Annotated in this window: 22 protein-coding genes and 1 pseudogene; 14 read left to right on the forward strand and 9 right to left on the reverse strand. The window is 71.5% G+C overall.

All coding sequences use genetic code 11. The features are described 5' to 3' along the window. Positions 1 to 54 precede the first annotated feature (54 nt). The 6 genes from J7I94_RS31780 (at position 55) to J7I94_RS31805 (ending at position 7,156) form a co-directional block, all read left to right on the forward strand. Positions 55 to 981, forward strand: coding sequence for a carbohydrate ABC transporter permease (locus tag J7I94_RS31780; RefSeq protein ID WP_215172724.1), 927 nt, complete (start codon positions 55 to 57; stop codon positions 979 to 981). A 7-nt stretch (positions 982 to 988) separates the two neighbouring features. Next, positions 989 to 1,942 carry a carbohydrate ABC transporter permease gene (locus J7I94_RS31785; RefSeq protein ID WP_215172727.1) on the forward strand — a complete coding sequence of 318 codons (954 nt, stop codon included), beginning with the start codon at positions 989 to 991 and terminating at the stop codon, positions 1,940 to 1,942. A 99-nt stretch (positions 1,943 to 2,041) separates the two neighbouring features. After that, positions 2,042 to 3,382 (forward strand): ABC transporter substrate-binding protein, encoded by a 1,341-nt coding sequence (locus J7I94_RS31790; RefSeq protein ID WP_215172729.1) that lies wholly within the window; start codon positions 2,042 to 2,044, stop codon positions 3,380 to 3,382. A gap of 78 nt (positions 3,383 to 3,460) precedes the next feature. Continuing rightward, complete coding sequence (locus tag J7I94_RS31795; protein ID WP_215172730.1) at positions 3,461 to 5,581, forward strand: beta-galactosidase; 2,121 nt, start codon at positions 3,461 to 3,463, stop codon at positions 5,579 to 5,581. Positions 5,582 to 5,645: 64 nt separating this feature from the next. Then, positions 5,646 to 6,272 carry a sugar O-acetyltransferase gene (locus J7I94_RS31800; protein ID WP_215172731.1) on the forward strand — a complete coding sequence of 209 codons (627 nt, stop codon included), beginning with the start codon at positions 5,646 to 5,648 and terminating at the stop codon, positions 6,270 to 6,272. A 92-nt stretch (positions 6,273 to 6,364) separates the two neighbouring features. After that, positions 6,365 to 7,156 carry an SAM-dependent methyltransferase gene (locus J7I94_RS31805; protein ID WP_215172732.1) on the forward strand — a complete coding sequence of 264 codons (792 nt, stop codon included), beginning with the start codon at positions 6,365 to 6,367 and terminating at the stop codon, positions 7,154 to 7,156. A 3-nt stretch (positions 7,157 to 7,159) separates the two neighbouring features. Here J7I94_RS31805 and J7I94_RS31810 read toward each other — a convergent pair whose 3' ends face one another. Further along, the gene (locus J7I94_RS31810; protein WP_215172733.1) at positions 7,160 to 7,336 is read right to left on the reverse strand and encodes a hypothetical protein; all 177 of its coding nucleotides are present in this window, start codon (positions 7,334 to 7,336) and stop codon (positions 7,160 to 7,162) included. A gap of 154 nt (positions 7,337 to 7,490) precedes the next feature. Between J7I94_RS31810 and J7I94_RS31815 the strand changes: the two genes are divergently transcribed. Continuing rightward, positions 7,491 to 8,657, forward strand: coding sequence for a spore photoproduct lyase family protein (locus J7I94_RS31815; RefSeq protein WP_215172735.1), 1,167 nt, complete (start codon positions 7,491 to 7,493; stop codon positions 8,655 to 8,657). Here the strand turns inward: J7I94_RS31815 and J7I94_RS31820 are convergent, their stop codons facing one another. The 4 genes from J7I94_RS31820 to J7I94_RS31835 form a co-directional block, all read right to left on the reverse strand. Next, positions 8,658 to 9,674: an iron-siderophore ABC transporter substrate-binding protein gene (locus tag J7I94_RS31820; RefSeq protein ID WP_215172736.1), complete on the reverse strand. Its 1,017-nt coding sequence runs from the start codon at positions 9,672 to 9,674 to the stop codon at positions 8,658 to 8,660. A 35-nt stretch (positions 9,675 to 9,709) separates the two neighbouring features. Then, positions 9,710 to 10,516, reverse strand: coding sequence for an ABC transporter ATP-binding protein (locus J7I94_RS31825; RefSeq protein WP_215172737.1), 807 nt, complete (start codon positions 10,514 to 10,516; stop codon positions 9,710 to 9,712). A 54-nt stretch (positions 10,517 to 10,570) separates the two neighbouring features. Then, positions 10,571 to 11,557, reverse strand: a complete 987-nt coding sequence (locus tag J7I94_RS31830; RefSeq protein ID WP_308114782.1) for an iron chelate uptake ABC transporter family permease subunit — start codon at positions 11,555 to 11,557, stop codon at positions 10,571 to 10,573. Positions 11,558 to 11,625: 68 nt separating this feature from the next. Next, the gene (locus J7I94_RS31835) at positions 11,626 to 12,693 is read right to left on the reverse strand and encodes an iron ABC transporter permease (RefSeq protein WP_215172739.1); all 1,068 of its coding nucleotides are present in this window, start codon (positions 12,691 to 12,693) and stop codon (positions 11,626 to 11,628) included. Between the two features lie 170 nt (positions 12,694 to 12,863). On the opposite strand from J7I94_RS31835, the gene J7I94_RS31840 reads away from it, so the two are divergent. The 6 genes from J7I94_RS31840 (at position 12,864) to J7I94_RS31865 (ending at position 19,521) form a co-directional block, all read left to right on the forward strand. Next, a complete protein-coding gene (locus tag J7I94_RS31840; RefSeq protein WP_215172741.1) occupies positions 12,864 to 13,430 on the forward strand; it encodes an MSMEG_1061 family FMN-dependent PPOX-type flavoprotein in 567 nt (188 codons plus the stop codon). Between the two features lie 68 nt (positions 13,431 to 13,498). Next, positions 13,499 to 14,359, forward strand: coding sequence for an ABC transporter ATP-binding protein (locus J7I94_RS31845; protein WP_215172742.1), 861 nt, complete (start codon positions 13,499 to 13,501; stop codon positions 14,357 to 14,359). Beyond that, positions 14,356 to 15,336 carry an ABC transporter substrate-binding protein gene (locus J7I94_RS31850; RefSeq protein ID WP_215172744.1) on the forward strand — a complete coding sequence of 327 codons (981 nt, stop codon included), beginning with the start codon at positions 14,356 to 14,358 and terminating at the stop codon, positions 15,334 to 15,336. Before J7I94_RS31845 ends, J7I94_RS31850 begins: the two co-directional genes overlap by 4 nt. Before the next feature lie 7 nt (positions 15,337 to 15,343). After that, positions 15,344 to 17,413, forward strand: a complete 2,070-nt coding sequence (locus J7I94_RS31855) for an iron ABC transporter permease (protein ID WP_215172746.1) — start codon at positions 15,344 to 15,346, stop codon at positions 17,411 to 17,413. A 40-nt stretch (positions 17,414 to 17,453) separates the two neighbouring features. Further along, positions 17,454 to 18,047: a 3'-5' exonuclease gene (locus tag J7I94_RS31860; protein WP_215172748.1), complete on the forward strand. Its 594-nt coding sequence runs from the start codon at positions 17,454 to 17,456 to the stop codon at positions 18,045 to 18,047. A gap of 148 nt (positions 18,048 to 18,195) precedes the next feature. Further along, positions 18,196 to 19,521 (forward strand): alpha/beta fold hydrolase, encoded by a 1,326-nt coding sequence (locus J7I94_RS31865; protein WP_215172750.1) that lies wholly within the window; start codon positions 18,196 to 18,198, stop codon positions 19,519 to 19,521. 54 nt (positions 19,522 to 19,575) lie between these two features. Here J7I94_RS31865 and J7I94_RS31870 read toward each other — a convergent pair whose 3' ends face one another. Then, complete coding sequence (locus J7I94_RS31870; protein ID WP_215172753.1) at positions 19,576 to 20,418, reverse strand: RNA polymerase sigma factor SigF; 843 nt, start codon at positions 20,416 to 20,418, stop codon at positions 19,576 to 19,578. A gap of 501 nt (positions 20,419 to 20,919) precedes the next feature. Between J7I94_RS31870 and J7I94_RS31875 the strand changes: the two genes are divergently transcribed. Continuing rightward, the gene (locus J7I94_RS31875; protein ID WP_215172759.1) at positions 20,920 to 22,413 is read left to right on the forward strand and encodes an MFS transporter; all 1,494 of its coding nucleotides are present in this window, start codon (positions 20,920 to 20,922) and stop codon (positions 22,411 to 22,413) included. Positions 22,414 to 22,416: 3 nt separating this feature from the next. Here the strand turns inward: J7I94_RS31875 and J7I94_RS31880 are convergent, their stop codons facing one another. From J7I94_RS31880 to J7I94_RS31890, 3 genes and pseudogenes are all read right to left on the reverse strand, one after another. Further along, the gene (locus tag J7I94_RS31880) at positions 22,417 to 24,492 is read right to left on the reverse strand and encodes an MMPL family transporter (RefSeq protein ID WP_215172755.1); all 2,076 of its coding nucleotides are present in this window, start codon (positions 24,490 to 24,492) and stop codon (positions 22,417 to 22,419) included. 230 nt (positions 24,493 to 24,722) lie between these two features. Continuing rightward, a complete protein-coding gene (locus J7I94_RS31885; RefSeq protein ID WP_251076042.1) occupies positions 24,723 to 25,418 on the reverse strand; it encodes a cyclopropane-fatty-acyl-phospholipid synthase family protein in 696 nt (231 codons plus the stop codon). 179 nt (positions 25,419 to 25,597) lie between these two features. Further along, a pseudogene (locus tag J7I94_RS31890) lies at positions 25,598 to 26,368 on the reverse strand (IS5 family transposase). Positions 26,369 to 26,397 lie beyond the last annotated feature (29 nt).

A 26,397-nucleotide genomic window follows, 5' to 3' on the forward strand; every position in this document is an offset into this window, starting at 1 on the left:
CGATGTTTACGTAAACATCGCGAGTTCAGCATATGAACCCCAGCAAGGAACGAGATGACGACGCTGCACCCCCCAGCGGCCTCCGGACCGCGTCCCGCACCGCCCAAGGCGCGCCGGGACCGCCGGTCCTGGACGGGCTGGGGCTTCCTCGGCCCGTTCGTGGCCGTGTTCGCCCTGGTCTTCCTCGCGCCGATCGCGTACTCGATCTACCTGAGCCTGTTCCGCGAGCAGTTGATCGGCGGCACCACCTTCGTCGGCCTGGACAACTACCAACAGGCCCTGGACGACGACCGGTTCTGGTCCGCCCTCGGCCGCGTCACGCTCTTCCTGGTCGTGCAGGTGCCGATCATGCTGGGCCTCGCGCTGCTGGTGGCCCTGGCCCTGGACAGCGGACGCCTGTACGGCCGGGACTTCTTCCGGATCTCGATCTTCCTGCCGTACGCCGTGCCCGCCGTGGTAGCCACCCTGATGTGGTCGTTCATGTACGGCACCCGCTACGGCCTGGTCGGTGACATCAACGACGCCCTGGGTGTCTCGCTGCCGGACCCGCTCGGCGCCGACCTGATGCTGGCCTCCATCGGCAACATCGTCACCTGGGAGTTCATCGGCTACAACATGCTGATCTTCTACTCGGCGCTGCGGGTGATCCCGAACTCGCTGTACGAGGCGGCGCAGATCGACGGCGCGGGGCAGTTCCGGGTCATCACCGCCATCAAGCTCCCGGCGATCCGCGGCGCCCTGGTGATCGCCACGATCTTCTCCATCATCGGCAGCTTCCAGCTGTTCAACGAGCCGAGCATCATCCGGCCGCTGGCGAGGAACGCCATCACCACCGACTACACGCCGAACTTCTACACGTACTCGCTGTCCTTCAACGGACAGCAGCAGAACTACTCCGCGGCGGTCGCCATCATCATGGGGCTGATCACCATGGTCATCGCCTACATCGTCCAGCTGCGCGGCACGCGCAAGGGAGTGTGAAGCAGCGATGACCAGTCCTGTCACCACCGCCTCGGGCCGTCACCACGCCACCCCGTCCGGCCGTTCGCACGCCGCGCCGCCGCGGCTGCGCTCCCACCGCCGCCGGCCGTCGGCCGGCAAGCCGAAGCGCAGTGTCCTGCTGACCGTCCTCACCGGCCTGGTACTGCTCTACGCCCTGGTGCCCCTGCTCTGGCTGCTCATCAGCGCCACCAAGACCCAGGAGGGGCTGGGCAGTTCGTTCGGCCTGTGGTTCGACGACGACTTCGCCCTGTGGAGCAACATCGCCGACACGTTCACCTACGACGACGGTGTGTTCACCCGCTGGCTGCTGAACACCCTGATGTACGTCGTCCTGGGCGCGGGCGGCGCCACCTTCCTCGCCGTGCTCGGCGGCTACGCGCTCGCCAAGTACCAATTCCCGGGCAAAAAGGCCGTGTTCGCCGTCGTGATCGGTGCGGTCGCGGTGCCGACCACGGCGCTGGCGGTGCCCACCTTCCTGATGTTCAGCAAGATGGGACTCACCAACACCCCTTGGGCAGTCATCATCCCGTCACTTATTTCGCCGTTCGGTCTGTACCTGATGTGGGTGTTCGCCACCGATGCCATACCGACCGAACTGATGGAAGCCGCCCGTATCGACGGTGCGAGCGAGGCTCGAACTTTCTTCCGAGTTGCACTGCCGCTGCTGGCTCCCGGTATTGTGACGGTCCTGCTGTTCACCATGGTCGCGACATGGAACAACTACTTCCTGCCGCTGATCATGATCAAGGATCCGGACTGGTACCCCCTGACCCTGGGACTGAACGCCTGGAACGCTCAAGCCCAAACGGCCGGTGGCGAGGTGGTGTTCAACCTGGTCATCACCGGATCCCTGATCACCATCGTGCCCCTGGTGGCCGCGTTCCTGCTGCTTCAGAGGTACTGGCAGTCCGGGCTCGCCGCCGGGAGTGTCAAGGAGTGACGGCAGCTCCCCCCAGCACGACCTCCCCCCACGCATGTTCCTCGTTCTGCACACCCCCGACAGGGCCGACCCCGGCCACAAGGAAGTGGAAGCTCGACCATGCACAAGCACTCGCGCCGCCTGCTGCGCAGCATCGGACTCGTCTGCGCTCTCGCGCTGGGAGCCACCGCCTGCGGTGACTCCGACGGAGAATCGAGCGGGAAGTCGGTCTCCGAGTCCGACATCAAGGCGGCTCTGGAGAAGGGCGGCGAGATCACCGTATGGGCATGGGAGCCCACGCTGAAGAAGGTGGCCGCGGACTTCGAGAAGGCGCACCCGAAGGTCAAGGTCAACCTGGTCAACGCCGGCACCAACGCCGACCAGTACACCGCCCTGTCGAACGCCATATCGGCGAAGAAGGGCGTCCCGGACGTGGCGCAGATCGAGTACTACGCCATCGGCCAGTACGCGCTGTCCAAGGGGCTGACCGACCTCAGCGAGTTCGGCGCGGGCAAGCTCGCCGCGCACTACTCCCCCGGCCCGTGGTCCGCGGTCCAGTCGGGCACCGACGGGGTGTACGCGCTGCCCATGGACTCCGGTCCGATGGCGCTGTTCTACAACAAGAAGGTCTTCGACAAGTACGGCATCGAGGTGCCCAGCACCTGGGACGAGTACGTCGAGGCCGCCAAGAAGCTGCACCAGGCCGACCCCAAGGCGTACATCACCGCCGACGCCGGTGACGCGGGCACCACCACCAGCCTGCTGTGGCAGGCCGGTTCGCGCCCGTACTCGGTGACCGGCGGCACCAACGTGAAGGTCGACTTCTCCGACCAGGGCGCCACCACCTACAGCGACACCTGGCAGAAGCTCCTCGACGACGACCTGGTCGCCCCCATCGCCGCCTGGAGCGACGAGTGGTTCAAGGGCCTGGCCGACGGCACCATCGCCTCCCTGGCCACCGGCGCCTGGATGCCCGCCAACCTGGAGTCGGGCGCCAAGGACGCCTCCGGTGACTGGCGGGTCGCCCCGCTGCCGCAGTGGAAGGAAGGCGGCAAGTCGAGCGCGGAGAACGGCGGCAGCTCGCTGGCCCTGCCGGAGCTGGGCAAGAACGAGGAACTGGCCTACGCGTTCGTCGAGTACGCCAACTCCGGCAAGGGCGTGAAGACCCGGCTCGACGAGGGTGCCTTCCCGGCGACCACCGAGGACCTGCAGTCCTCGACGTTCCAGGAGACCAAGTTCGACTACTTCGGCGGCCAGCAGGCCAACAAGATCTTCGCCGAATCGGCGGCCGACGTCGCGGACGACTGGTCGTACCTGCCCTTCCAGGTGTACGCGAACTCGATCTTCAACGACACCGTGGGCAAGGCCTACGTCTCCGACACCAAGCTGAGCGACGCCCTGAAGTCCTGGCAGGACGCCTCGATCAAGTACGGCAAGGAGCAGGGCTTCACCGTCGAGTGACCCGATAGCTCAACTCCCGGGGCGGTGCGGCGAGTCCGCGCCGCCCCTTTGCACATCTGCACCTCTGGAAGGACCGCCATGATCTCCACTCTCCTGTCGCGCTCCGGCGGCCCGGACGACGACGACCGGACCCCCCGTCTCCTCTTCGGCGCCGACTACAACCCCGAGCAGTGGCCCCGAGAGGTGTGGGACGAGGACGTCCGGCTGATGCGCGAGGCCGGCGTCAACGTCGTCTCCGTGGGGATCTTCTCCTGGGCCCGGCTGCAACCCGGTCCGGACCAGTGGGACTTCGGCTGGCTCGACGAGGTCATGGACCTGCTGCACGCCAACGGCGTCGGGGCCGACCTGGCCACCGCCACCGCCTCCCCGCCGCCGTGGCTGACCACCGCCCACCCGGAGATCCTGCCGGTCACCGACCGGGGCGAGACGGTGTGGCCCGGGGCCCGGCAGCACTGGCGGCCCACCTCGCCGGTGTTCCGCGAGCACGCGCTGCGCCTGGTGCGCGAGATGGCGACGCGTTACGCCTCCCACCCGGCGCTGGTCGCCTGGCACGTCTCCAACGAACTGGGCTGCCACAACGTGTACGACTACTCCGACGACGCGGCCCGTGCCTTCCGCGCCTGGCTGCGCGCCCGGTACACCTCGCTCGACGCCCTCAACCACGCCTGGGGCACCGCCTTCTGGTCCCAGCGCTACACCGACTGGGAGCAGATCCTGCCGCCCCGGCTGGCCGGCTCGCACCCCAACCCGACGCAGCAGCTGGACTTCAAGCGGTTCTCGTCCGACGCGCTCAAGGACCACCTGCGGGCCGAGCGCGACATCCTGCGGGAGATCACCCCGGACGTCCCGGTCACCACCAACTTCATGGTGATGGGCGGCACCAAGGGCATGAACTACGCCGACTGGGCATCCGAGATCGACTTCGTCTCCAACGACCACTACGTGCACCCCGGCCCGCAGGACCGCGACGAACTGTCCTTCTCCGCCAACCTCACCAGCGGCATCGCCGGCGGGCGGCCGTGGTTCCTGATGGAGCACTCCACCAGCGCGGTGAACTGGCAGCCGGTGAACGTGGCCAAGCGGCCGGGCGAACTGGCCCGGGACGCGCTGCTGCACGTGGCGCACGGCGCCGACGCGGTCTGCTACTTCCAGTGGCGGCAGTCGGCGGCGGGCGCCGAGAAGTACCACTCGGCGATGGTCCCGCACGCCGGCCCGGACAGTGACCTGTTCCGCGCGGTCGTGTCCCTGGGCCAGACCCTGAAGGCCCTCGCGCCGGTCGCCGGCAGCGAGCGGGAGGCGGCCGAGGTCGGCATCCTCTTCGACTGGGAGTCGTGGTGGGCGAGCGAGCAGGACTCGCACCCCACCTCACTGCTCGACTACCGCCAGGAGGCCCTGGACTGGTACTCGGCGCTGCTGGCCCTCGGCGTCCGCGCCGACCTGGTCGCCACCCGCGCCGAGCTGAGCCGCCACAAGGTGCTGATCGCGCCGGTGCTGCACCTGGTCCCCGCCGACCTGGCCAAGGAGCTGACCCGGTACGCCGAGCGGGGCGGTCACCTGGTCACCACGTACTTCTCCGGTGTCGTCGACGAGAACGACCACGTCTGGCTGGGCGGCTACCCCGGGGCCCTGCGCAAGCTGCTCGGCATCCGCATCGAGGAGTTCGGGCCGCTGCTCGACGGCGACACGGTGGAACTCGACGACGCGACGACGAGCGGTGCGACGGCGGGCGGTACGACCACGAGCGGTGCGACGGCGGGCGGTACGACCACGAGCGGTGCGACCACGGGCGGGCTGTGGACCGACCGGATCACCGTCACCGCCGAGGAGACCGAGGTGCTGGCCCGCTACCGCACCGGTGACCACGCCGGACGCCCGGCCGTGACCCGGCGGCCCGCCGGCGACGGTTCGGCCGCCTATGTCTCCACCCGGCTCGGCGTCGCGGGGCTCACCGCGCTGCTCCCCCGGCTGCTGGAGGCGGCCGGGGTGGCGAGCGACCTCCCCGCCGGACTGCGCGGACGCGTCGAGGCGACCGTGCGGCGCGGGCCGGACGCCCGGTTCCTGTTCCTGGTCAACCGCACCGACGACACGGTGCCGGTGCCGGAGCTGCCCGGCGAGATCCTGACCGGCACCACCGGCGCCGACGGCACCCTCGTCCTCGGCCCCCGCGAGGTCGCCGTACTGCGGCAGCCCGGCGGCTGACCGGACCCCCGTCCGCGCGCTCCCCGCGGGGGGCGCGCGGACCGCACCCGACCCAGGAGGACCCGTGACACCCGACCCGCACGAACAGGACGTACGCCGGCGCATGGCGGCCCGGGAGCTGTACTCCGACGGCGTACCGGGCCTGACGGAGGAGCGGCTGCGCGGCAAGGAGCCGGCCGACGCCTACAACCGGACCGCGCCCCGCGACGAGGCGGGCCGTACGGCGCTCCTGACGGAGCTGTTCGGCGCGCTGGGCACGGGCGTGTGGATCGAGCCGCCGCTGCACGTGGCCTACGGACGCAACGTCCGCCTGGGCGACGGCGTGTACGCCAACTTCGGCCTCACGCTGGTCGACGACGTCGAGGTGGCCGTCGGCGACCGGGTGATGTTCGCCCCGCACGTCACCGTGAGCACCACCGGTCACCCGGTCCACCCGGAGCTGCGCCGGGACGGCACCCAGTTCTCGGCGCCGGTGCGCATCGAGGACGACGTGTGGATCGGCGCGGGGGCGCTGATCATGCCGGGTATCACCATCGGCCGGGGGTCTGTGGTCGGCGCGGGCAGCGTGGTGACGGCCCACGTACCGCCCATGACCGTGGTCGCCGGCACCCCGGCGCGGGTCCTGCGCGAGATCACCGACGCGGACCGGGAATGGACGTACCGGCCGCCGCGCACCCTGCCGCTCGACTGACCCGTGCGCGTCCCAACTCCCCCTCCCCGGCAGTACGATGATCACCAGGTGCGGTCCCGACGCACCCCGGACGACGGACGACGGAGCGTGCCATGACGACGGACAGTTCCCGGCCCCTGGAGATCGACACCAGCAAGGCCCATCCCGCGCGTGTCTACGACTGGCTGCTGGGCGGCAAGGACAACTACCCCGTCGACGAGGCGGTCGGCCGGACCCTGCCGGCGGAGGCGCACGACGCGGCCCGGCAGAACCGGGCGTTCATGAACCGCGCCGTCGCCCACCTCGCCGCCCAGGGGATCGACCAGTTCCTCGACATCGGCACGGGCATCCCCACCGAGCCCAACCTGCACCAGATCGTGCAGCGCACGGTGCCGACGGCCCGGGTGGTCTACGCCGACAACGACCCGATCGTGCTGCGGCACGCCGAGGCGCTGCTGGTGAGCCGTCCCGAGGGCGCCACGGACTACATCCAGGCCGATGTGCGCGACCCGGACGAGATCGTGAAGCACGCCCGGGCCGTCCTCGACTTCGACCGGCCGATCGCGCTGTCCCTGATCGCCCTGATGCACTTCATCCCCGACGACCAGGACGCCCACGGCATCGTCCGGCGGCTGGTCGACACCCTGCCCTCCGGCAGCCACCTGGTGCTCTCGCACGCCGCGATCGACCTCTTCCCCGAGCTGGCGGAACAGGTCATCGCGCAGTACGCGAAGGGCGGCATCCGCCTCGGCTTCCGCACCAGGGCGGAGGTCGCCCGGTTCTTCGACGGACTGGGGCTGATCGAGCCGGGGCTGGTCACCGCGCCCGAGTGGTACGGCCCGGAGCAGGAGCGCCCCGAGCCGGAGGAGAGCGGTATCTACGCGGCGGTCGCGCGCGTTCCCTGACCGTCAGCGCCGGCGGGTCCGGGCCGCCCAGCCGCTGCCGATCCCCGCGACGTGCAGCGCCAGCAGGGCGAGCCCGACGAGCATGAAGTTGACCGACGTGAAGACGTCGTTGGTCGAGATGTCCGCCGCGTTGATCAGAAAGGCGATGAGGAACAGAACCGCTGCGACGATGGCGAGCACGGGGGCCTCCTCGGGTCGGACGGCGCCGTGCGGCGCCGTGCCACCCGTATGCCCCCGTACGGCCCGGAAACACGGTGGCCGACGACTCCCTCGCTGATGCCCGTACAGTGGAACAACGGTCCTTTACGGACATACCCCACACCGCGGAGCACCGATGCACCCCCCGTCCCCCGTCCCGGACGACGATCCCGGCACACTGTTCGGGCTCGACGCCCTGACGGAGACGGCCGGGACGGGTCCGTCCTTCCGTGACTCGGCCACGGCCCGCCGGCTGCTGCCCGTCCGGGAGATCCACGCCGAGCCCGCGGCGGCCGCCTCGCCGCGCGGCCGGCAGATCCTCGCCCGCTTCCCCGGCGCCCGGCTGACCGAGGTCGCCTCCCACTGGGGCATCCCGGGGCTGCACGGCAACGAGGGGAACGTCGAGCGCTGGGTCCGGGTCAAGGGCGAGACACTGGTGCTCGGCGAGCGCAAGACGCTCACCACCCGCCCCAACGGACGCTCCGCCGACTGGATCGCGCCGGGCGCCTCCAACGGCTGCGCCATGTCCTGCGCCTACTGCTACGTGCCCCGGCGCAAGGGCTACGCCAATCCGGTCACGGTCTTCACCAACATCGAGCGGATCATCGGACACATCGGCCGGCACGTGGCCCGGCAGGGTCCGAAGCCCGAGCCGAACCAGTGCGACGCGACGGCGTGGGTGTACGACATCGGCGAGAACGGCGACTGCTCGGTGGACGCGCTGATCAGCGACAACACCGCGGACCTGGTCCGCGCGTTCCGGCGGTGGCCGACCGCGAAGGCGTCGTTCGCGACCAAGTTCGTCAACCCCGACCTGCTCGCCCTCGACCCGCGCGGCCGGACCCGGATCCGGTTCTCGGTGATGCCCCCGCAGGACGCCCGGCTGCTGGACCTGCGCACCTCGCCGGTGGCCGAGCGGATCGCCGCCGCGGCCGACTTCCTGGACGCCGGGTACGAGGTGCACTTCAACCTCTCCCCCGTGGTGCTCCGGCCCGGCTGGCAGGACGCCTGGGCCGAGCTGCTGGATCACCTCGACGACGTCCTGCCGGAGCGGGTCAAGCGGCAGGCCGCCGCCGAGGTGATCATGCTGACGCACAACCGGGACCTGCACGAGGTCAACCTCGGCTGGCACCCCCGGGCCGAGGAGGTGCTGTGGCGGCCGGAGCTCCAGCAGGCCAAGCGCTCCGAGAACGGGGCGCTCAACGTCCGCTACCGGAACCAGGCCAAGGCGGAGGCGGTGGAGGCTTTGCGCGCTCTGATCACCGCCCGCGCGCCCTGGCTGCGGGTGCGCTACGCGTTCTGACTACTTGAGAGCCCCGGCGAACAGCGGGACGACCTTGTCCAGGGCGTAGCCGACCGACAGCACTGAGTTGGTGGCGAAGGCCTGGCTGATGTCCTGGTCGTCGAAGACGACGTCGTGGCCCTTCTTCACCGCGGGCAGCGACTTGTACAGCGCGTCACCGGAGATCTTGGACGCCTCGATGCCGATGGGTGCCATGACCACCAGGTCGGCGTCGAGCATCTGGAGGTTCTCCTCGGAGACCGTCACCGAGAAGCCCTCACCGGCCTCGGCCTCGATCTTCGGGTTGTTCTCGAAGCCCAGCTCCTCGACGAAGCCGATCCGGTCGGTGCCCCGGACGTAGGCGCCCCAGCCGCTGGAGGTGCGGGAGCCGACCGTGATCGTCCTGCCCTTGAACTCGGGGTGCGCCTTCGCGGCGGCGGCGAACTTCTCCTCGTTATCGGCGATCAGCTTCTCGCCCTCGTCGGCGAGGCCGAGCGCCTGGGAGATCATCGTGGTCTGCTTCTCCCAGCCGATCTTGTACTGCTCGCCGCCCTTCGGCACCCCGATGGTGGGGGCGATCTTGCTGAGCGTGTCGTAGCGGGTCTGGTCGCCGCTGGACTTGGTGTCGAGGATCAGGTCGGGCTTGAGCGCGGCGATCTTCTCGTACTCGGGCTCCAGGGTGCCGATCTTCTGGGGGCTCTCGTCGTACAGGTCCTTCGCCCAGGGGCCGGTGCCGTCGCCGCCGAAGGCGAGCCAGTCGCTCTGGCCGACCGGCTGCACGCCCAGGGCGAGGGCGGTCTCGGCATCGCCCCAGCCGAGGGCGACCACTCTCTTGGGCTGTTCGTCGACGGTGACGGTGCCGAACTTGGTGGCGACCTTGGCCGGAAAGGCACCGGAGGCCGTCTTCGCCGAGGAGTCGGCGGCGGAGTCGTCCGAGGACGAACCGCCGCCGCAGGCCGCGAGGGCGCCCATCAGGGACAGGACGAGGGCCGGGGCGAACAGGCGCCAGGGGCGGCGGGAGGCGGACGTAAGAGACATGAGGGGGCTCGCTCTTTCTGTGCGGTTCACGCGGTTCACGGGGCGGGGACGTGGTGCCGGCCGAGCGGGACCACCATCGGGGTGCCGGAGGCCGGGTCCTCGATCACCGTCGAGCGCAGTCCGAACACCTCGCGCACGAGGGACTCGGTGACGACGTCGGACGGGGCGCCCTCGGCGACGACCCGGCCGGCCTTCATGGCGATCAGGTGATCGGCGTAGCGGCAGGCCAGGTTGAGGTCGTGCAGGACGACGGCGAGGGTGACGCCGCGGTCCCGGTTGAGGTCGGTGAGCAGGTCCAGGACGTCCAGCTGGTGGCTGATGTCGAGGTAGGTGGTGGGTTCGTCGAGCAGGAGGATGTCGGTCTCCTGGGCGAGCGCCATGGCGATCCACACGCGCTGGCGCTGGCCGCCGGAGAGTTCGTCCACGGACCGGTCGGCGAGTTCCAGGACGTCGGTGGCGAGCATGGCCGCGGCCACACCCTCGCTGTCCGCCGCGGTCCAGCGGCGGAACCAGCCCTGGTGCGGGTAGCGGCCCCGGCCGACGAGGTCGGCCACGGTGATGGCGTCGGGGGCCACGGGGCTCTGCGGCAACATGCCGAGACAGGCGGCCACCTCACGGGTCGAGGTGCGGTGGATGTCCTTGCCGTCCAGGAGCACGGTGCCGGCGGTGGGGGTCAGCAGCCGGGCCATGGCGCGCAGCAGTGTCGACTTGCCGCAGGCGTTCGGGCCGACCACCACGGTGAGGCGGCCCGGCGGCAGGTCGACGTCGAGACCGGAGATGATCTCGCGCTCCCCGTAGCCGAGACCGAGGTCGCGGGTCTGAAGGGTGTGCTGGGACGACACCGGGGTTCTCCTACGTCGGACGGGTACGGGGGTGACGGACGGGGTGCGGTGCGGTCAGCCGGCGCGGCCGACCCGGCCCGCCCGGGCCAGCAGCCACAGCAGGTAGGGGGCGCCGATGACGCTGGTGACCACGCCCACCGGCACCTGGGTGCCGGGCAGCGCGTGCTGGGCGGCGAAGTCGGCGAGGCAGACCAGCGCGGCGCCGGTCAGCGCGGACGGCACCAGGGCGGCGCCCTGGCCGGGCATTAGGCGGCGGGCGACGGGCGGGGAGACGAAGGCGACGAACCCGATGGGACCGGCCGCCGCGGTGGCCGCGCCGACCAGGGCGGTGGCGCTCGCCAGCAGCGCGAGCCGGTCGCGCTGCACCCGGGCACCGAGGCCGCCGGCCGTCTCGTCGCCGAGCTGGAGCGCGCCGAGGCCGCGGGCCGCGGCCAGGGTGAGCGGCAGCAGGACGACGGCGCAGCCGAGCAGGGGCCAGAACTGGTCCCAGGAGCGGCCGTTGAGGCTGCCGGTCAGCCAGACGAAGGCGTTCGCCGCCTCGGTGACCTCCGCGCGGGTCATCAGGTAGGAGCGCAGGCTGATCAGTCCGGTGCCGACGCCGATGCCGATGAGCACGAACCGTCCGCCGCTGACCCCGTCGCGCCAGGCGAGCAGGTAGATGGCGGTGCCGGCGACGAGCGCGCCCACCAGGGCACTGCCCGACATGGCGAGGCCGCTGAGGCCGAACGCCATGGATGCGAGGACGGCGCCGGCACTGGCGCCGGCGCTCACGCCGATGACGTCGGGACTTGCCAGCGGGTTGCGCAGCAGTGCCTGGAAGACGGCGCCGGACAGGCCGAAGCAGCAGCCGACGAGGAGGGCGAGCAGGGCGCGGGGCAGCCGCAGTTCGCCCACGATGAACCAGGTGCCCGCGTCCGCGCGTCCGGTGAGGACCGCCAGTACGTCCGTGAACGGGACGTCGATGTCGCCGACGGTGAGGGACAGCACCAGCGCGGCCAGCGCGACGAGTGCCAGGGCCGCGCAGACGGCGGCGAAACGGATTGCGCGGGCGCGGCGGAGGCGGCCGATGTGCGCGGCGGCCTCCGGGGTGGCGGTGGCGGTGCGGGCGTTCACAGGTCCGCCTTCCCACGCCTGCGGACGAGCAGGATGAACGGCACGCAGCCCACGGCGGCGGTGACGACGCCGACCTGGACCTCGCCGGGCGGGGCGACGACCCGGCCGATGACGTCGGCGACCAGCAGCAGGACCGGTGCCAGCAGGGCGCTGTAGGGCAGCATCCAGCGGTGGTCGGGGCCGGTGAGCATGCGGACCGCGTGCGGCACCGCGAGGCCGACGAAGCCGATGGGTCCGGCGATCGCGGTCGCCGCGCCGCACAGCAGGACCACGCTGACGGCCCCCGTCAGGCGGGCGACGGCGACCCGTTGGCCGAGGGCGCGGGCGATGTCGTCGCCGAGCGCGAGGCCGTTGAGGCGCGGTCCCATGCCCAGCGCCAGGACGCCTCCGACGACGACGAAGGGCGCTGCCTGGAGGAGGACGTCGGGGTCGCGGCCGTCGAGCGCGCCGACCTGCCAGAAGCGGTACTGGTCGTAGGTCCGGCTGTCGGTGAGGAGCATGGTGTCGGTGAGGGAGACCAGCAGCCCGGTGGCGGCGGCTCCGGCGAGGGCGAGCTTGACGGGCGTGGCGCCCTCGCGGCCGAGGCCGGCCACCCCGTAGACGAGTCCCGCCGCCAGGCAGGCGCCCAGGAAGCCGAACCAGATGTACTGGCCGGGTTCGGTGAGGGACAGGACGCTCATCGCGAAGACGACGGCGACGGCCGCGCCCGCGTTGATGCCGAGCAGGCCGGGGTCGGCGAGCGGGTTGCGGGTGACGCCCTGCATCACGGTGCCCGCGAGGCCGAGGGCGACGCCGGCCAGCACTCCGGCCAGGGTGCGCGGGAGGCGTACCTCCTGGACGACGAGCTGGGCACGGACCGAGCGGTCGGGGTCCAGCACGCCCCGCACGACGTCGCGCAGGGGCACGTCGCCCGAGCCGACGGCCAGGCTGAGCGCGATCGACACGGCCAGCAGGACGGCCAGCAGGCAGAGCCCCGCCGTGACGGCCGCGCCGCCGTGCCGCCGGCCGGCGCCGGTCCCGGTGTTCCCGGCGTCCTGCGGGCGGGCCGGGGCGGGAGCGGTCACCGGGGGGCCGGCCGGGGGGAAGGGACTGGGCGCATGGGAAGTCCTTGGGGGCAGGTGAGCGGCCCGAGTCACCGGACGGACCCGCCCGGATGATCAGGTAAGGCGAACCTAACATCAGATATCGTTCGGTTCGCAACCACTCATCGTCCCCGCACAGCTTGGAGCCGGCCTTGCCGCACACGATCGACGCCGCCGAGGACCGGCCGGACACCGGCACCGGAGAGGGCTGGGTCGAGCTCGGCTCCCGCGCCGAGCTGCGCGAACTGCTGGGTGAGCCCTGGCCCTTGGTCATCGACAAGGTCCACGACCGGCTGACCGACGAGGATCTGGAGATCCTGGCCCGCTCCTCCTTCTGCCTGCTGGGCACTTCCGACGCCGACGGGAACTGCGACGTCTCCCCGCGCGGTGACGCCCCGGGCTTCACCCATGTCCTCGCTCCGGGCCGGATCGCGCTGCCGGACCGGCCGGGGAACCGGCGCGGGGACAGCTTCCACAACATCCTCGACAATCCGCGCGCCGGTCTGCTGTACCTGGTCCCGGGCGGCAAGCAGGTGCTGCGGATCAACGGCCGGGCCCGCATCCTCACCGACGCCCCGTTCTTCGACGCGATGGCGGCGGGCGACGGCAGGCGTCCCGCGCTGGCGATCGTGCTGGACATCGACGAGATATACCTGCACTGCCCGGCCTCCCTGAACCGCTCGGGCATGTGGAAGCCGGAATCCTGGCAGGCGGGTTGAGCCGTCGTCCGGTCGTCGTCGCGACCCGGCACTACCAGCAGTTATTAGGTTAGGCTAACCTTCACCTCGTGAGATCTGGTGAAGAAGCGGACGGCGCCGTGCGGTTGCGCGGCCATGAGCTGTCGGCCACGGACGTGACCGTGGCGTACGACGGCGTGGACGTCGTCCACGGCGCCGCGGTCGAGCTGCGGCCCGGCGAGGTGACCGTCCTGATCGGCCCGAACGGCAGCGGCAAGTCCACGCTGCTGCGTACGATCGCCCGGCTGCAGCGGGCCCGGAGCGCCACGGTACGGATCGACGGCGACACCGACGCGTCGGCGCTGACGTCCCGTGAGTTCTCGCGGTACGTGTCGCTGCTGACCCAGGGCCGCCCCACGCCGAGCGGGCTGACCGTGCGCGACGTGGTCGAGTTCGGCCGCTACCCGTACCGGGGCCGCTGGGGTCGGTCGGACCCGCACGGTCCGGCCGCGGTCGACCGGGCGCTCGCCCTGACCGGCGTGACGGAGCTGGCCGGACGCGGCGCCGACCACCTCTCCGGCGGGCAGTTGCAGCGGGTCTGGCTCGCCAGCTGTCTCGCCCAGGAGACCGGCGTCCTGCTGCTGGACGAACCGACCACCTACCTCGACCTGCGCTACCAGGTCGAACTCCTCGATCTCATCCGTGACCTGGCCGACGACCACGGCATCGCCGTCGGCGTCGTCCTGCACGACCTCGACCAGGCGGCGGCCGTGGCCGACCGCGTCACCCTGCTCGAAGCGGGCCGGATCGTCGCCGACGGTCCGCCCGAGGAGGTCCTGACGCCGGAACGGCTGACCGCCGTCTACGGCATCCGGATCGACGTCGACACCGACCCCCTCACCGGCCGGCTGCGCACCCGCCCGATCGGCCGCCACCACACCCGACGTGAAAGGCTCGGCACCACCTCATGAGACGTACGCTCCTCACCGCGGTCACCGTCACCGCCGCGGCGCTCGCCCTGTCCTCCTGCGGCACCACCGAGCCGGCCGCGGACAGCTCCGGGAAGTCCTCCGAGGCCATCACCCTCACGGACGGCACCGGCGCGAAGGTCGAGCTGGACGGGCCCGCCACCAAGGTGGTCGCCACCGAGTGGAACGTCGTCGAGAGCCTCGTCTCGCTCGGTGTGAAGCCGGTGGGCGTCGCCGACCCCAAGGGCTACAACACCTGGGACAGCGCGGTGCCACTGACCAACTCGCCCAAGGACATCGGCACCCGCGGCGAGCCCAGCATGGACACCGTCGCCTCGCTCAAGCCCGACCTCATCGTGACCACCACCGACCTGCCGGCCTCCGCCGTCAAGCAGCTGAAGAAGGTCGCCCCGGTGCTGTCGGTCAAGTCCGCAGACGGCGCCGGACAGATCGACCGGATGCTCGGCAACGTGGACCTCATCGCCGAGGCCACCGGCACCACCGAGAAGGCCAAGACGGTCCGCGCGGACTTCGAGGCGAAGGTCGCCGAGGGCAAGAAGGCCATCGCCGACGCCGGTCTGGACGGCGCGGACTACGCCTTCGCCGACGGCTACGTCACCTCCAACCAGGTGTCGATCCGCCCGTACACCGCGAACTCGCTGCTCGGTGAGGTCGCCGAGGAGATCGGGCTGAAGAACGCCTGGACGGTCAAGGGCGACGCGGCGTACGGCCTCGGCTCCACCGACGTCGAGGGCCTGACCGACCTGCCGGACGACACGCGGTTCGCGTACATCGGCAACGACGCGGACGACAACGCCACCCCGTTCACCGGCGTCCTCGCCAAGAACTCGGTGTGGAAGTCGCTGCCGTTCGTCAAGTCCGGTGACGTGCACCGGCTGGACGACGGCATCTGGATGTTCGGCGGCCCCGGGTCGATGTCGGCGTACATCGACTCGCTCGTCGACGCGCTGACGAAGTAGCGAGGTCATGGCCGTCACCGCGACGAAACCCGTCACCCGCCCGTCGGCGGCTCCCGTCTCCCGTTCGGGCGCGGGCGCGGTGACGGCCGGACTCGTCCTCCTGGTCGCCGTCCTCGCCGTCTGGGACATCGCCCAGGGCACCGCCTCGGTCGGACCGGCCGAGGTGTTCAAGGCCCTCACCGGGCGGGCCGACGCCTCCGACGCGTCGGTCGTGATCGCCTCCCGGCTGCCCCGGGCGGCGGCCGGCCTGCTGGTCGGCGCCGTCCTCGGCGTGGCCGGCGGCGTCCTGCAGGCGGTCAGCCGCAACGTCCTCGCCTCCCCCGACACCCTGGCGGTGAACGCCGGTTCCTACCTGGCGCTCGGCCTGGCCGGCGCCACCGGCCTCTCCCTGCCGCTGCTCGCCTCCTCCGGCGTCGCCTTCGTCGGCGGTCTGGCCGCGGCGGCGGTCGTCCTCGGCCTGTCCGGGCTCGGCACCGGCACGGTCCGGCTGGTGCTGGCCGGCACCGCGCTGATGCTGGGCCTGAACGCCGTCACCGAGGGGCTGCTCCTGCTCTTCCCCGAGCAGACGGAGGGCCTCTACGCCTGGAACCAGGGCAGCATCGGCCAGAACGGCTTCGACGGCGTCCTGCAAATGCTGCCGGTCGCCGTGATCGGCCTGGCGGGACTGCTGCTGACGGCCCGCCGGATCGACGCGCTCGCCCTCGGGGACGACGCGGCGCGCGGCCTGGGCGTGCCGGTGCGGGCCACCCGCGTCACGGCGGTCACGCTGGCCGCGCTGCTGTCCGCGGCGGCGGTCACGCTGGCCGGGCCGATCGGCTTCGTCGGCCTGTGCGCGCCCGCGCTGGTCCGGCCGCTGTCCCGCCGGTTCCGGGGGTTCGCCCGCTCGCGCGGCAGCCTGCCCGCGGCGGCGCTCACCGGCGCGGCCCTGGTCCTGGGCTCGGACGTGCTGCTGCGGGCGGTGGCGCCGGACGACCTGTCGGTGGCCGTGCCCACGGGTGTGGTCACCAGCCTGGTCGGTGCCGTGTTCCTGGTCGCGATGGCACTGCGGCTGCCGGACACCGGCGAGTCGGGCGCACCGGACCGGATGCGCGTCCCCGGCCGGGCGGCGTTCCTGACGGCGGTGGTCCTCCTGGTGGCCGCCTTCGTCGGCGTCACGATCGCCGGGGTGCTGATCGGCGACAGCAAGCTGCTGCTGGGCGACGTCACCAACTGGCTGCAGGGCCGGGCCGGGCAGACCGTCTCCTTCGTCCTGGACACCCGTGTGCCCCGCGTGCTGGCCGCGCTCGGCGCCGGTGCGGCGCTCGCCCTGTCCGGCACGCTGGTGCAGGCCGTCACCCGCAACCCGCTCGCCGACCCCAGTGTCCTCGGCGTCTCCGGCGGGGCTGCGCTCGGCGCGGTGCTGCTGGTGACGACCGTGCCCACGGCCGGCGGCTGGGGCGTCGCCGGGGCGGCGTTCGCGGGGGCCGGCGTCACCGCCGCCCTGGTCTTCGGCCTCGCCGCGCGGGACGGCTTCCGGCAGAACCGCCTCGTCCTGGTCGGCATCGGCGTGGCCTCCGGGACCACGGCGCTGATCAGCCTGCTCATCGTGCTCACCGACCCGTTCAACGCGACCAAGGCGCTGACCTGGCTGTCGGGTTCCACCTACGGGCGGACCCTGACCGACGTGCTGCCGGTGGCGCTGGTCCTGGTCGTCGGCGTCGTCTTCGCGGTGGCCCGGCGCACCGAGCTGGACCTGGTGTCGCTGGACGAGGACACGCCCCGGCTGCTCGGGCTGCGGCTGGCCCCGGGCCGCCTCGGCTTCCTGGTCGTGGGCGTCCTGCTCAGCGCGACCGCCGTGGCCTGCGCGGGCACCATCGGGTTCGTCGGCCTGGTGGCCCCGCACGCGGCCCGCGCGCTGGTGGGCCGGCGGCACGTGCGGGTCGTCCCGGTCGCGATGCTGCTGGGCGCCACGCTGGTCTGCGCTGCCGACCTGCTGGGCCGCACGGTGATCGCCCCGTCCCAGCTCGGCGCCGGCCTGATGACGGCGGCCATCGGGACGCCGTACTTCCTTTATCTGCTGATCCGCAGCCGGCGGTGAACGGGGTGACGGGCGGGTGCGGGGCTTCTACCGTGCCGCCATGGAAGGAACCGCCGCCGCGCCGGACGGCCGCCCGGGACTGCTGAACGTCGTCGACGTGGAGGCCACCTGCTGGGCGGGGCAGCCGCCGCCGGGCGCGGTGAGCGAGATCATCGAGATCGGGCTCCCCGTCGTCGATCTGCGCGCCCGGGTCCGGGTGGGCCGGCACCGCCTCCTGGTGCGGCCCGCCCGGTCCACCGTGAGCGCGTTCTGCACCGAACTGACCGGGCTGACGCAGGCGGAGGCGGAGACCGGCGTGAGCTTCGCCGAGGCGTGCCGGGCACTGGCGCGCGAGCACGACGCCGGGCGGCGCCCCTGGGCGAGCTGGGGCGACTACGACCGGCGCCAGTTCGTACGCCAGTGCCGTGCCACCGCCGTCCCCTGCCCCTTCGGCCACGCGCCCGAGCGGACGCACACCGACGCCAAGGCCGTCTTCACCGCGGCGTACGGGCTGTCCCGGAAGCCGGGCATGGCGCGGGCGCTGGGCCTCGCCGGGCTGCCGCTGGAGGGGCGGCACCACCGGGGCGACGACGACGCCTGGAACATCGCGGCGCTGGTGCTCGACCTCGCCGGCCGGGGCGCCTGGCCCGCCTGAACCGGCCTCCCCGCGCCCTGTTTATCAGACACCACGTCAAGTTACTGAACCGTAATAAGCCTGGTGCTACCCCGGGTAACTTCTGGCCCGGTACGGTCCCGACACCCCTGCAGAAGCAGCGCGAGCACACTCCACCAGGAGGTCCGCCATGCCCGCACGCCCCAACCTGCTCGCCACCGCGATCGCCGCCGCGCTCGCCCTGGGCGCCCAGGCCGTGCCCGCCGCCGCGGCCGGCGGTTCGGCCGCCGTGGTCTCCCGCGGCGTGGAGATACCCGCCTTCTACACCCCGCCGTCCACCCTGCCCGAGGCCGACGGCGCCCTGGTCCGCAGCGAGCCGCTGAAGCTGGCGCTGAGCCTGCCGAGCCTCGGCGGTCCGCTGCCCGGCCGGGCGACCCGGCTGATGTACAAGTCGACGGACGCGGGAGGCGGCCCGATGGCGGTCACCGGCGCCTACGTCGAGCCCACCGCGAAGTGGCGCGGCGACGGGCCGCGTCCGCTGGTCGTCGTCGCCCCCGGCACCATGGGACAGGGCGACCAGTGCGCCGCCTCGATGGGCCTGGAGCATCCCCTGCGCTTCAACGGCCGGACCGTCTCGGTCGGTTACGAGGACCTGGCCGTCTACCGGCTGCTCGCCCGGGGCATCGCGGTCGTCGTCACCGACTACGCCGGGCTGGGCACCACCGACCGGCTGCACACCTACGTCAACCGCGTCGACGAGGCGCACGCGGTCCTGGACGCCGTACGGGCCGCCCGGTCCCTGGCGGAGGCGTCGGTCACCGCCGAGTCCCCGGTGGGCCTGTTCGGCTACAGCCAGGGCGGCGGCGCGACGGCCGCCGCGGCCGAACTCCAGCCCTCCTACGCTCCCGACGTCACGCTCTCCGGCACCTACTCGGGGGCCGCGCCCGCCGACCTGACCGAGGTCACCGAGGCGATCGACGGCAGCGACCTCGCGGGCGCGCTGGGCTGGTCCCTGAACGGCTTCCTCCAGACGGAGCCGGCCCTGCGCCCCATCGCGGACCAGTACGTCAACCAGGCGGGCAGGGAGGCGCTGGAGGACCTGTCGACCATGTGCGTCGGCGACGCGCTGTTCGGCTACGCCTTCGCCCGCAGCGGTTCCTGGACGAAGACCGGACAGTCACTCGGCGACGTCATCCGCGCCGAACCCGCGCTCCAGGCGTTCCTGGCCGAGCAGCGCATCGGCACCAGGAAGCCGGCCGGCCCCGTCCGGGTGGCCACCGGCACCAGCGACAACCTGGTCCCGCACGGCCAGACCCGCGAGATGGCCGCCGGCTGGTGCGCGCTGGGCGGGCAGGTCGACTACGAACCGGTGGTCCTGCCGAACGTCGGCGACAAGCTGATCAACCACTTCGCCGCGCTCCTCGCCGACCAGGGCGAGGCCGTCTCCTGGCTCACCGACCGCCTCGCGGGCGAGCCTGCCGCGTCCGACTGCCGGACCCTGCCGCTCCAGCCCTGACCCGACGTGGAGGTGCCGGTGGCCCTCAGGTCACCGGCACCTCCACGCGTACCGTCACTTGGTGGTGAGCATGCCCTCCCGCAGCCGGGCCAGGGTCCGCGACAGCAGCCGGGAGACGTGCATCTGGGAGACGCCGAGGCGTTCGCCGATCTGCGCCTGGGTCATTTCCTCCACGAACCGCATGTGGATGATCTGCCGGTCCCGTTCGCCGAGTTCGGCGATGAGCGGGGCCAGCGCGTGGAAGTCCTCGACGAGTTCCAGCGCCGCGTCCTCGGTGCCGATGAAGTCCGCGAGCACGGTCTCGCCGTCCTCGCTGCCGCCGAGCGCGGCGTCCAGCGAGGAGGAGTTGTAGCCGTTGGCGGCCAGCCTGGCCTCCACGACCTCGTCCTCCGTCAGGCTCATCAGCTCGGCCAGTTCCTTGACGGTCGGCGTGCGGCCCAGCCGGCTGCGCAGTTCGTCCGTCGCCTTGGCCAGCTCGACCCGGGCCTCCTGGAGGCGGCGCGGCACGTGCACCGCCCAGGACGTGTCGCGGAAGAAGCGCTTGATCTCGCCGACGATGTACGGCACGGCGAAGGAGGTGAACTCCACCTCACGGGTCAGCTCGAACCGGTCGATCGCCTTGATCAGGCCGATCATGCCGACCTGGACGATGTCCTCGCGCTCCTCCGGGCCCCGGCTGCGGAAGCGGGACGCCGCGTAGCGGACCAGGGACATGTTCATCTCGATCAGGGTGTTGCGCGCGTACTGGTATTCGGGGGTCCCCTCCTCCAGCACCGCGAGCTGGTCGAAGAAGAGCCGCGACAGTTCGCGGGCGTCCTTCGGTGCCACCTTCGACGGGTCGGCGACCTGGGGCAGCCGGACCGCTTCTCCATCGACGTCCGTCTTCCGCGTCGTCATCGCCGCCGTCATCACGAGCCCTCCCGAGTTGTCGTTCCGGTGCCGGCCCACTGGGCCGACAACAGGTCGCGTACCCCGGCTTTCCTCGAACACGCCTACGTCTTTCCACTGATCTGGACGCCGACGGCTCACCGGACGGCCCAGTGCCGTACCGCCACGCGAGTGACCCGGCCGTCGGACCGGGTCACCGCCCCGCCGCGGCCGCACGTCTGACGCGGCGCCACCGCGGGACGGGGCCCGCGTCCCGTCCGCCCCGTCCGGCCGCCTGATCGGCGGCACCGGCGCCGGCCGGCCGGGGCCTTGCCGGGGCCGAGCCGGCCACCGTGTTCCCAGCCGCACCCGATGGCCCGGTGTGAGCCGGTGCGGACCCGGGCAGCAGCCACGGCGTGCGCCGGACGATCAGTGCGGCACAGAATTCGCGTAGGCAAAAGCCGTGAGGAACAGAAAGGCGGCAGCGTGAGGGACCCCAAGCCCGACGCCCGGTCGGGGCCGCTGGGCCGGATGAAGATGCCGCAAGCGGTCGCGAACCTGCCGGGACAGGTCCGCGAGGAGCTGACCCACCGGTTGCGGCGCAACAAGCGGGCCTTCCGCGAGGAGGACGTCCAGGTCGTCGAGCGGCCGTTGCTGAAGCGGGCGGTCGGCGCCTCGGCGCTGGGCAACTGCATGGAGTGGTTCGACTTCGGCGTCTACAGCTACCTCGCCGCCACCGTCGGCAAGGTCTTCTTCCCCGGCGCCTCCCCCGGCGTCCAGCTGATCTCCTCCTTCGCCACCTTCGCCGCCGCGTTCGTGGTCCGTCCGCTGGGCGGCCTGGTCTTCGGTCCGCTCGGTGACCGCATCGGCCGGCAGAAGGTGCTCGCCACCACCATGATCATGATGGCGCTCGGCACCTTCTCCATCGGCCTGATCCCGAGCTACGCCACCATCGGCATCGCCGCCCCGGTCCTGCTGCTGCTCGCCCGGATGGTCCAGGGCTTCTCCACCGGCGGCGAGTACGGCGGCGCCACCACCTTCGTCGCCGAGTACTCGCCGGACCGCCGACGCGGTTTCCTCTCCAGTTGGCTGGACTTCGGCACCTTTGTCGGATATGCCCTGGGTTCCGCGCTGGTGACGGTACTCCATCTCCTGCTCACCGACGACCAGATGCTCTCCTGGGGCTGGCGCCTGCCCTTCCTGATCGCCGGTCCGCTGGGCGTGATCGGTCTGTACATGCGGCTGAAGCTGGAGGAGTCCCCGGCCTTCCAGCAGCAGCTGGACGAGCACGAGAAGAGTCTCGCCCAGAAGTCGGCGGGCAGTGAGTTCAGGACCATCCTCAGGAACCACTGGCGTCCGCTGCTCATCTGCATGGGCATCGTGCTGCTGTACAACGTCACCAACTACATGCTCACCGGGTACCTCCCGACGTACCAGACCGAGACGCTGGACCGCTCCAGCGGTTTCGCGGACGTCCTGGTCCTGATCGGCATGGTGTGGATCGTGCTGCTGATCACCTTCCTCGGGCGGCTCAGCGACCACGTCGGCCGGCGTCCGCTGTACGCGGTCGGCGCGGCGGCGATGATCGTGCTGGCCGTGCCGGGGTTCTGGCTGCTGAAGTCGGACGGCACGGTGGCCCCGGTGTTCGGGATGCTGCTGCTGGCCACCCTGCTGGCCTGCTTCGCCGCGCCGAGCGCCGCGACCCTGCCCGCCCTCTTCCCGACCGCCGTGCGCTACGCCGCGATGGGCATCGGCTTCAACTTCGCCGTCGCCGCGTTCGGCGGCACCACCCCGCTGTTCACCGAGGCGCTGGTGAACGCCACCGGCGACGACCTGGTGCCCGCGTACTACCTGATGGTGGCCGGCGCCATCGGTCTGCTGACCGTCCGATTCCTGCCGGAGAGCGCGCAGGTGCCGCTGCGCGGATCGCGGCCGATGGTCGGTTCCCGCACCGAGCGGCAGGAGCTGATCACCACCTCCGAGGAGCTGTACGACTTCGCCAAGGAGCGCTCCGCGTCCCGCTGAGCCTCACCGCCGGCTCAGCCGTCCCGGCCACCACACCCGCCGGCCGATGTCCCGGGCCAGCGCCGGTACCAGCAGGGACCGTACGACCAGGGTGTCGAGCAGCACGCCGAAGGCGACGATGAAGGCGATCTGCGCCAGGAAGGCCAGCGGGATCACCCCGAGCGCCGCGAAGGTCGCGGCGAGCACCACACCGGCGGAGGTGATCACCCCGCCGGTGGTGACCAGGCCGCGCAGGACGCCCCGGCGCACCCCGTGCCGCAGGGACTCCTCCCGGACCCGCGACATCAGGAAGATGTTGTAGTCCACGCCGAGGGCGACCAGGAACACGAAGCCGTACAGCGGGACGGACGGGTCCGTGCCGGTGAAGCCGAGGACGTGCGGGAAGACGAGGGCCGAGACACCGAGGGTGGCGAGGAAGTTCAGCGCCACGGTGAGCACCAGCAGGGCCGGCAGCAGCAGTGAGCGCAGCAGCGCGACGAGGATGACGAAGATGATGGCGAGGACGACGGGGACGATGAGCGTGCGGTCCCGCTCGGCGGTGCGCAGGGTGTCGTACTGCTGGGCGGTGTAGCCGCCGACCTTCGCGTCCGCGCCGGGCACCGCGTGCAGCGCGTCGCGCAGCCGGGCCACGGTGTCCTTGGCCGCGTCGCTGTCGGCGGCGGCGCTCAGGGTGACGTCGACCCGGACCCGGCCGTCGACGGTCAGCGGCTCGCCCCCGCCGGGCCGGCCGGACGCGGTGACGGGGGCGGCCGAGGCGACGCCGTCGGTGTCCTCGGCCACCGCGACCACCCGGTCCGCGCGTGCGGCGTTCGCGATGACGACCGCGGGGTTGCCGGAGCCGCCGGGGAAGTGCTCCCCCAGGGTGCGCTGGGCCTCGACGGAGCGCGCCTCGCCGACGAAGGTCTCGTCCAGCGGTACGCCCTTGGAGTCGAGGGCCGGTGCGAAGGCGGCGGCGGCCAGCAGGCACACCAGGGATACGGCCCAGACCTTGCGCGGGGCGCGGTCCACCAGGTCGGCGACCCGGTGCCACACGCCCCGCTTCTCCTCGGCCGGACGGGGCCTGACGGGCCAGTAGGCGGCGCGGCCCAGGAGGACGAGGACGGCCGGCAGGAAGGTGAGGGTGGTCAGGACGGCGCAGACGATGCCGATGGCGCCGACCGGGCCGAGCGCGCGGTTGTTGGTCAGGTCGCTCAGCAGCAGGGCGAGCAGGCCGAGCGCGACGGTGGCGGCGCTGGCGACGATCGCGCCCCAGGACTCGCGCAGGGCGGCGCGCATCGCCGCGAAGCGGTCCTCGCGGTGGGCGAGTTCCTCGCGGTAGCGGGCGGTCAGCAGCAGGGCGTAGTCGGTGGCGGCGCCGATCACCAGGATGGACAGGATGCCCTGGACCTGGCCGTCGACCCGGACCACGTCGTGGTCGGCGAGGACGTAGACGACCGCGCAGGCCACGCCGAGGGCGAAGACCGCGCCGAGGATGACGAGAAAGGGCAGCAGCACGCTGCGGTAGACCAGCAGCAGGATGACGAGGACGGCCACCAGCGCCACGATCAGCAGCAGGCCGTCGATGCCGGCGAAGGCGTCGGACAGGTCGGCCTGGCTGGCCGCGGGCCCGGCGATGCCGACCTGGGTGCCGGGGACCTTCCCGGCGGCGTCCCGGACGCGGTCGAGGGCGCCGGCGAGGCCGTCGCCGAGGTCGGGCCGCAACTGGACGACGCCCTCCAGGGCTTCGCCGTCCTCGGAGACGACGGCGGGCGACACCCGCCCGGTCACCCCGGGGGCGTCCGCGAGCGAGGCGAGCGCCTCGGTGGCCGCGGCCCGCCGGCCGCTCACCTCGCCGCCGCCGTCGGCGGTCCACACGACGATCGCGGGCAGCGTCTCGTCCTGCCGGAAGGCTTCCTGTTCGTCGATCACCTCGGTGGACTCGGCGCTGCGCGGCAGGAACGCGGCCTGGTCGTTGGTGGCGACCTCGCCGAGGCGTCCGGCGAACGGGCCGGTGGTGGTGCCGACGCCCAGCCAGGCGATCAGCAGCAGGGCGGGCAGCAGCAACCGGACCCAACGGGTCCGGCGCGTGATGACAGGCATGGCTCTCCCGACAGCGTTTTCGAGCGTTTTCGAGGTGACGCGAGGTGGCTCAGGTATCTCGATGAAAAACAATCTCAATCATCAAGATAGTTGGTGGCCAGGTGATCGTAGACGACACCTGATTCTTCCCCTGCCACCGGTCACCGGCCGCCGGGCGCACCCGGACGGGGGAACCAGGAGTTGCCTCTCCGGTCACGACCGGAGAGGCAGACCGTCGACGTGGCGTCTGCTCAGTTCTTGTGTGCGGTCACCAGAGCGAAGGAGAGGAATTCTCCGCGGACTGTGGTGAGCATGTCGATAACGGGCTGGTTCGCGCTCTGGCCATCGGGATGGTGTTCAGCGCCGGCCCGGGCCCACAGCAGCCAGTCCTGCCAGGCGTTCTGCTGCAGCCGCGCGGATGTGACCTGCACCAACTCGGTGATGTCCCACTGGAAGCGCCACCACTCCGCCGTGTGCCAGGCGATCGCTTCCCAGCCGACCACTTTCTTGATGTGGGGCGGGATCATCCCAAGTTCACGGATCTCCCGTGTCATGGCGGGGGTCGCCATGCCCAGCTGTCCCCCGGGCCGGAGGAAGCGCAGCAGGTAGGGCAGGAAGTTGTCCGCCGTACCGAAGTACTCGAAGGCGTCCACGCTGACGATCGCGTCGAAGCTCTGCGCCTCGAACGGCAGGGCGTGCGCCTCCGCTCGCACGGCCTCCACCTGGTCACCGACACCCGCCTCGGCGAAGACCGCTGCCGCCTGTTCGGGGGCGATCCACAGGTCGGCCGCGACGACCTCGACTCCATACTCGCGGGCCAGGAACACCGACGTGGCGCCCTTGCCGGAGCCGAGGTCGAGAACCCGCATGCCCGGGCGCAGGTCGAGATCGTGGGCGAGGTCTTCCAGCAGCCACAGCGGGTTCGGCCCCATGTCGAGGTCGAGCAACCAGGCGGGGTCATACCGAGAGGAGCGTGGATAGCGGTCCGGAAGTACGAGATCGTTCAATGCAGTCACGTGCAGGCACCCAAGCCGATCATATGCCCGGTCGCAACCCGTTTCGGCCGCACTACGTCGACTCTTGGTCCACATGGGACGGTGCGGGCGGCAGCCGGACATGCCTCCGGTCACGAGCGTAGGCAGATCAGGAGTGCTGCGGCGGTGACGGTGCCGAGGAAGACGTATCCCCGCTTGTCGTAGCGGGTCGCAACAGCTCTGAATGCCTTGTCGGCACCCACACTGGCCTTCGGCGAGGCCGGCCCGGGCCCAGCCGAGGGACACGAATCTTGTCCATGACCGCTTCGAACTGCGTACAGTCGGCCCGCTGCCCTGGTGTCACGGCCAGCGACAGCGGCCGGCACTTGCCGTCCGCGCTCAGGTGCAGCTTCGTCGTCAGCCCGCCGCGCGAGCGTCTGAGCGCCTCGCCTGCCGCACCGTCTCCTCCGAGAACGGCCGCAGACACAAGTGCGCGCATGTGAGCTGATCTTTCCGCTGCCCCTTTGATGTGGCCGACAGGGTGGCGGCGGTGCCTTTGGTGCTCCGGCGACGTGCAGGTGAGCGCGGATCGAGGTGGAGTCGATGTTGATGTCCCAGTCGATGTTGCACTCGGAGTCGGCAACGGCCCGGACGTGTCGGAGCAGCGTCTCCCAGGTGCCATCGACCGACCAGAGCATGTGCCGTTTGCGGATGGTCTGCCAGGGACCGAAGCGCGCAGGCAACTCGCGCCACTGGCAGCCGGTACTGACCCGGTAGATGATCCCGTTGATCACCTGCCGATGGTCTCGCCACCTGCCACATCGGTTGTTGCTCTTCGGTAGCAGCGGCTCCAGGACCGCCCACTCGTCGCGGCCAGATCCCCTCTGCTGAGCATGACCAGAACAAGGAGCAACTGATCGCAGAGACACGACCTAGTAGTGCTTCGTTACGT

Source organism: Streptomyces sp. ISL-12 (genome assembly GCF_018614415.1).
Lineage (GTDB): Bacteria > Actinomycetota > Actinomycetes > Streptomycetales > Streptomycetaceae > Streptomyces.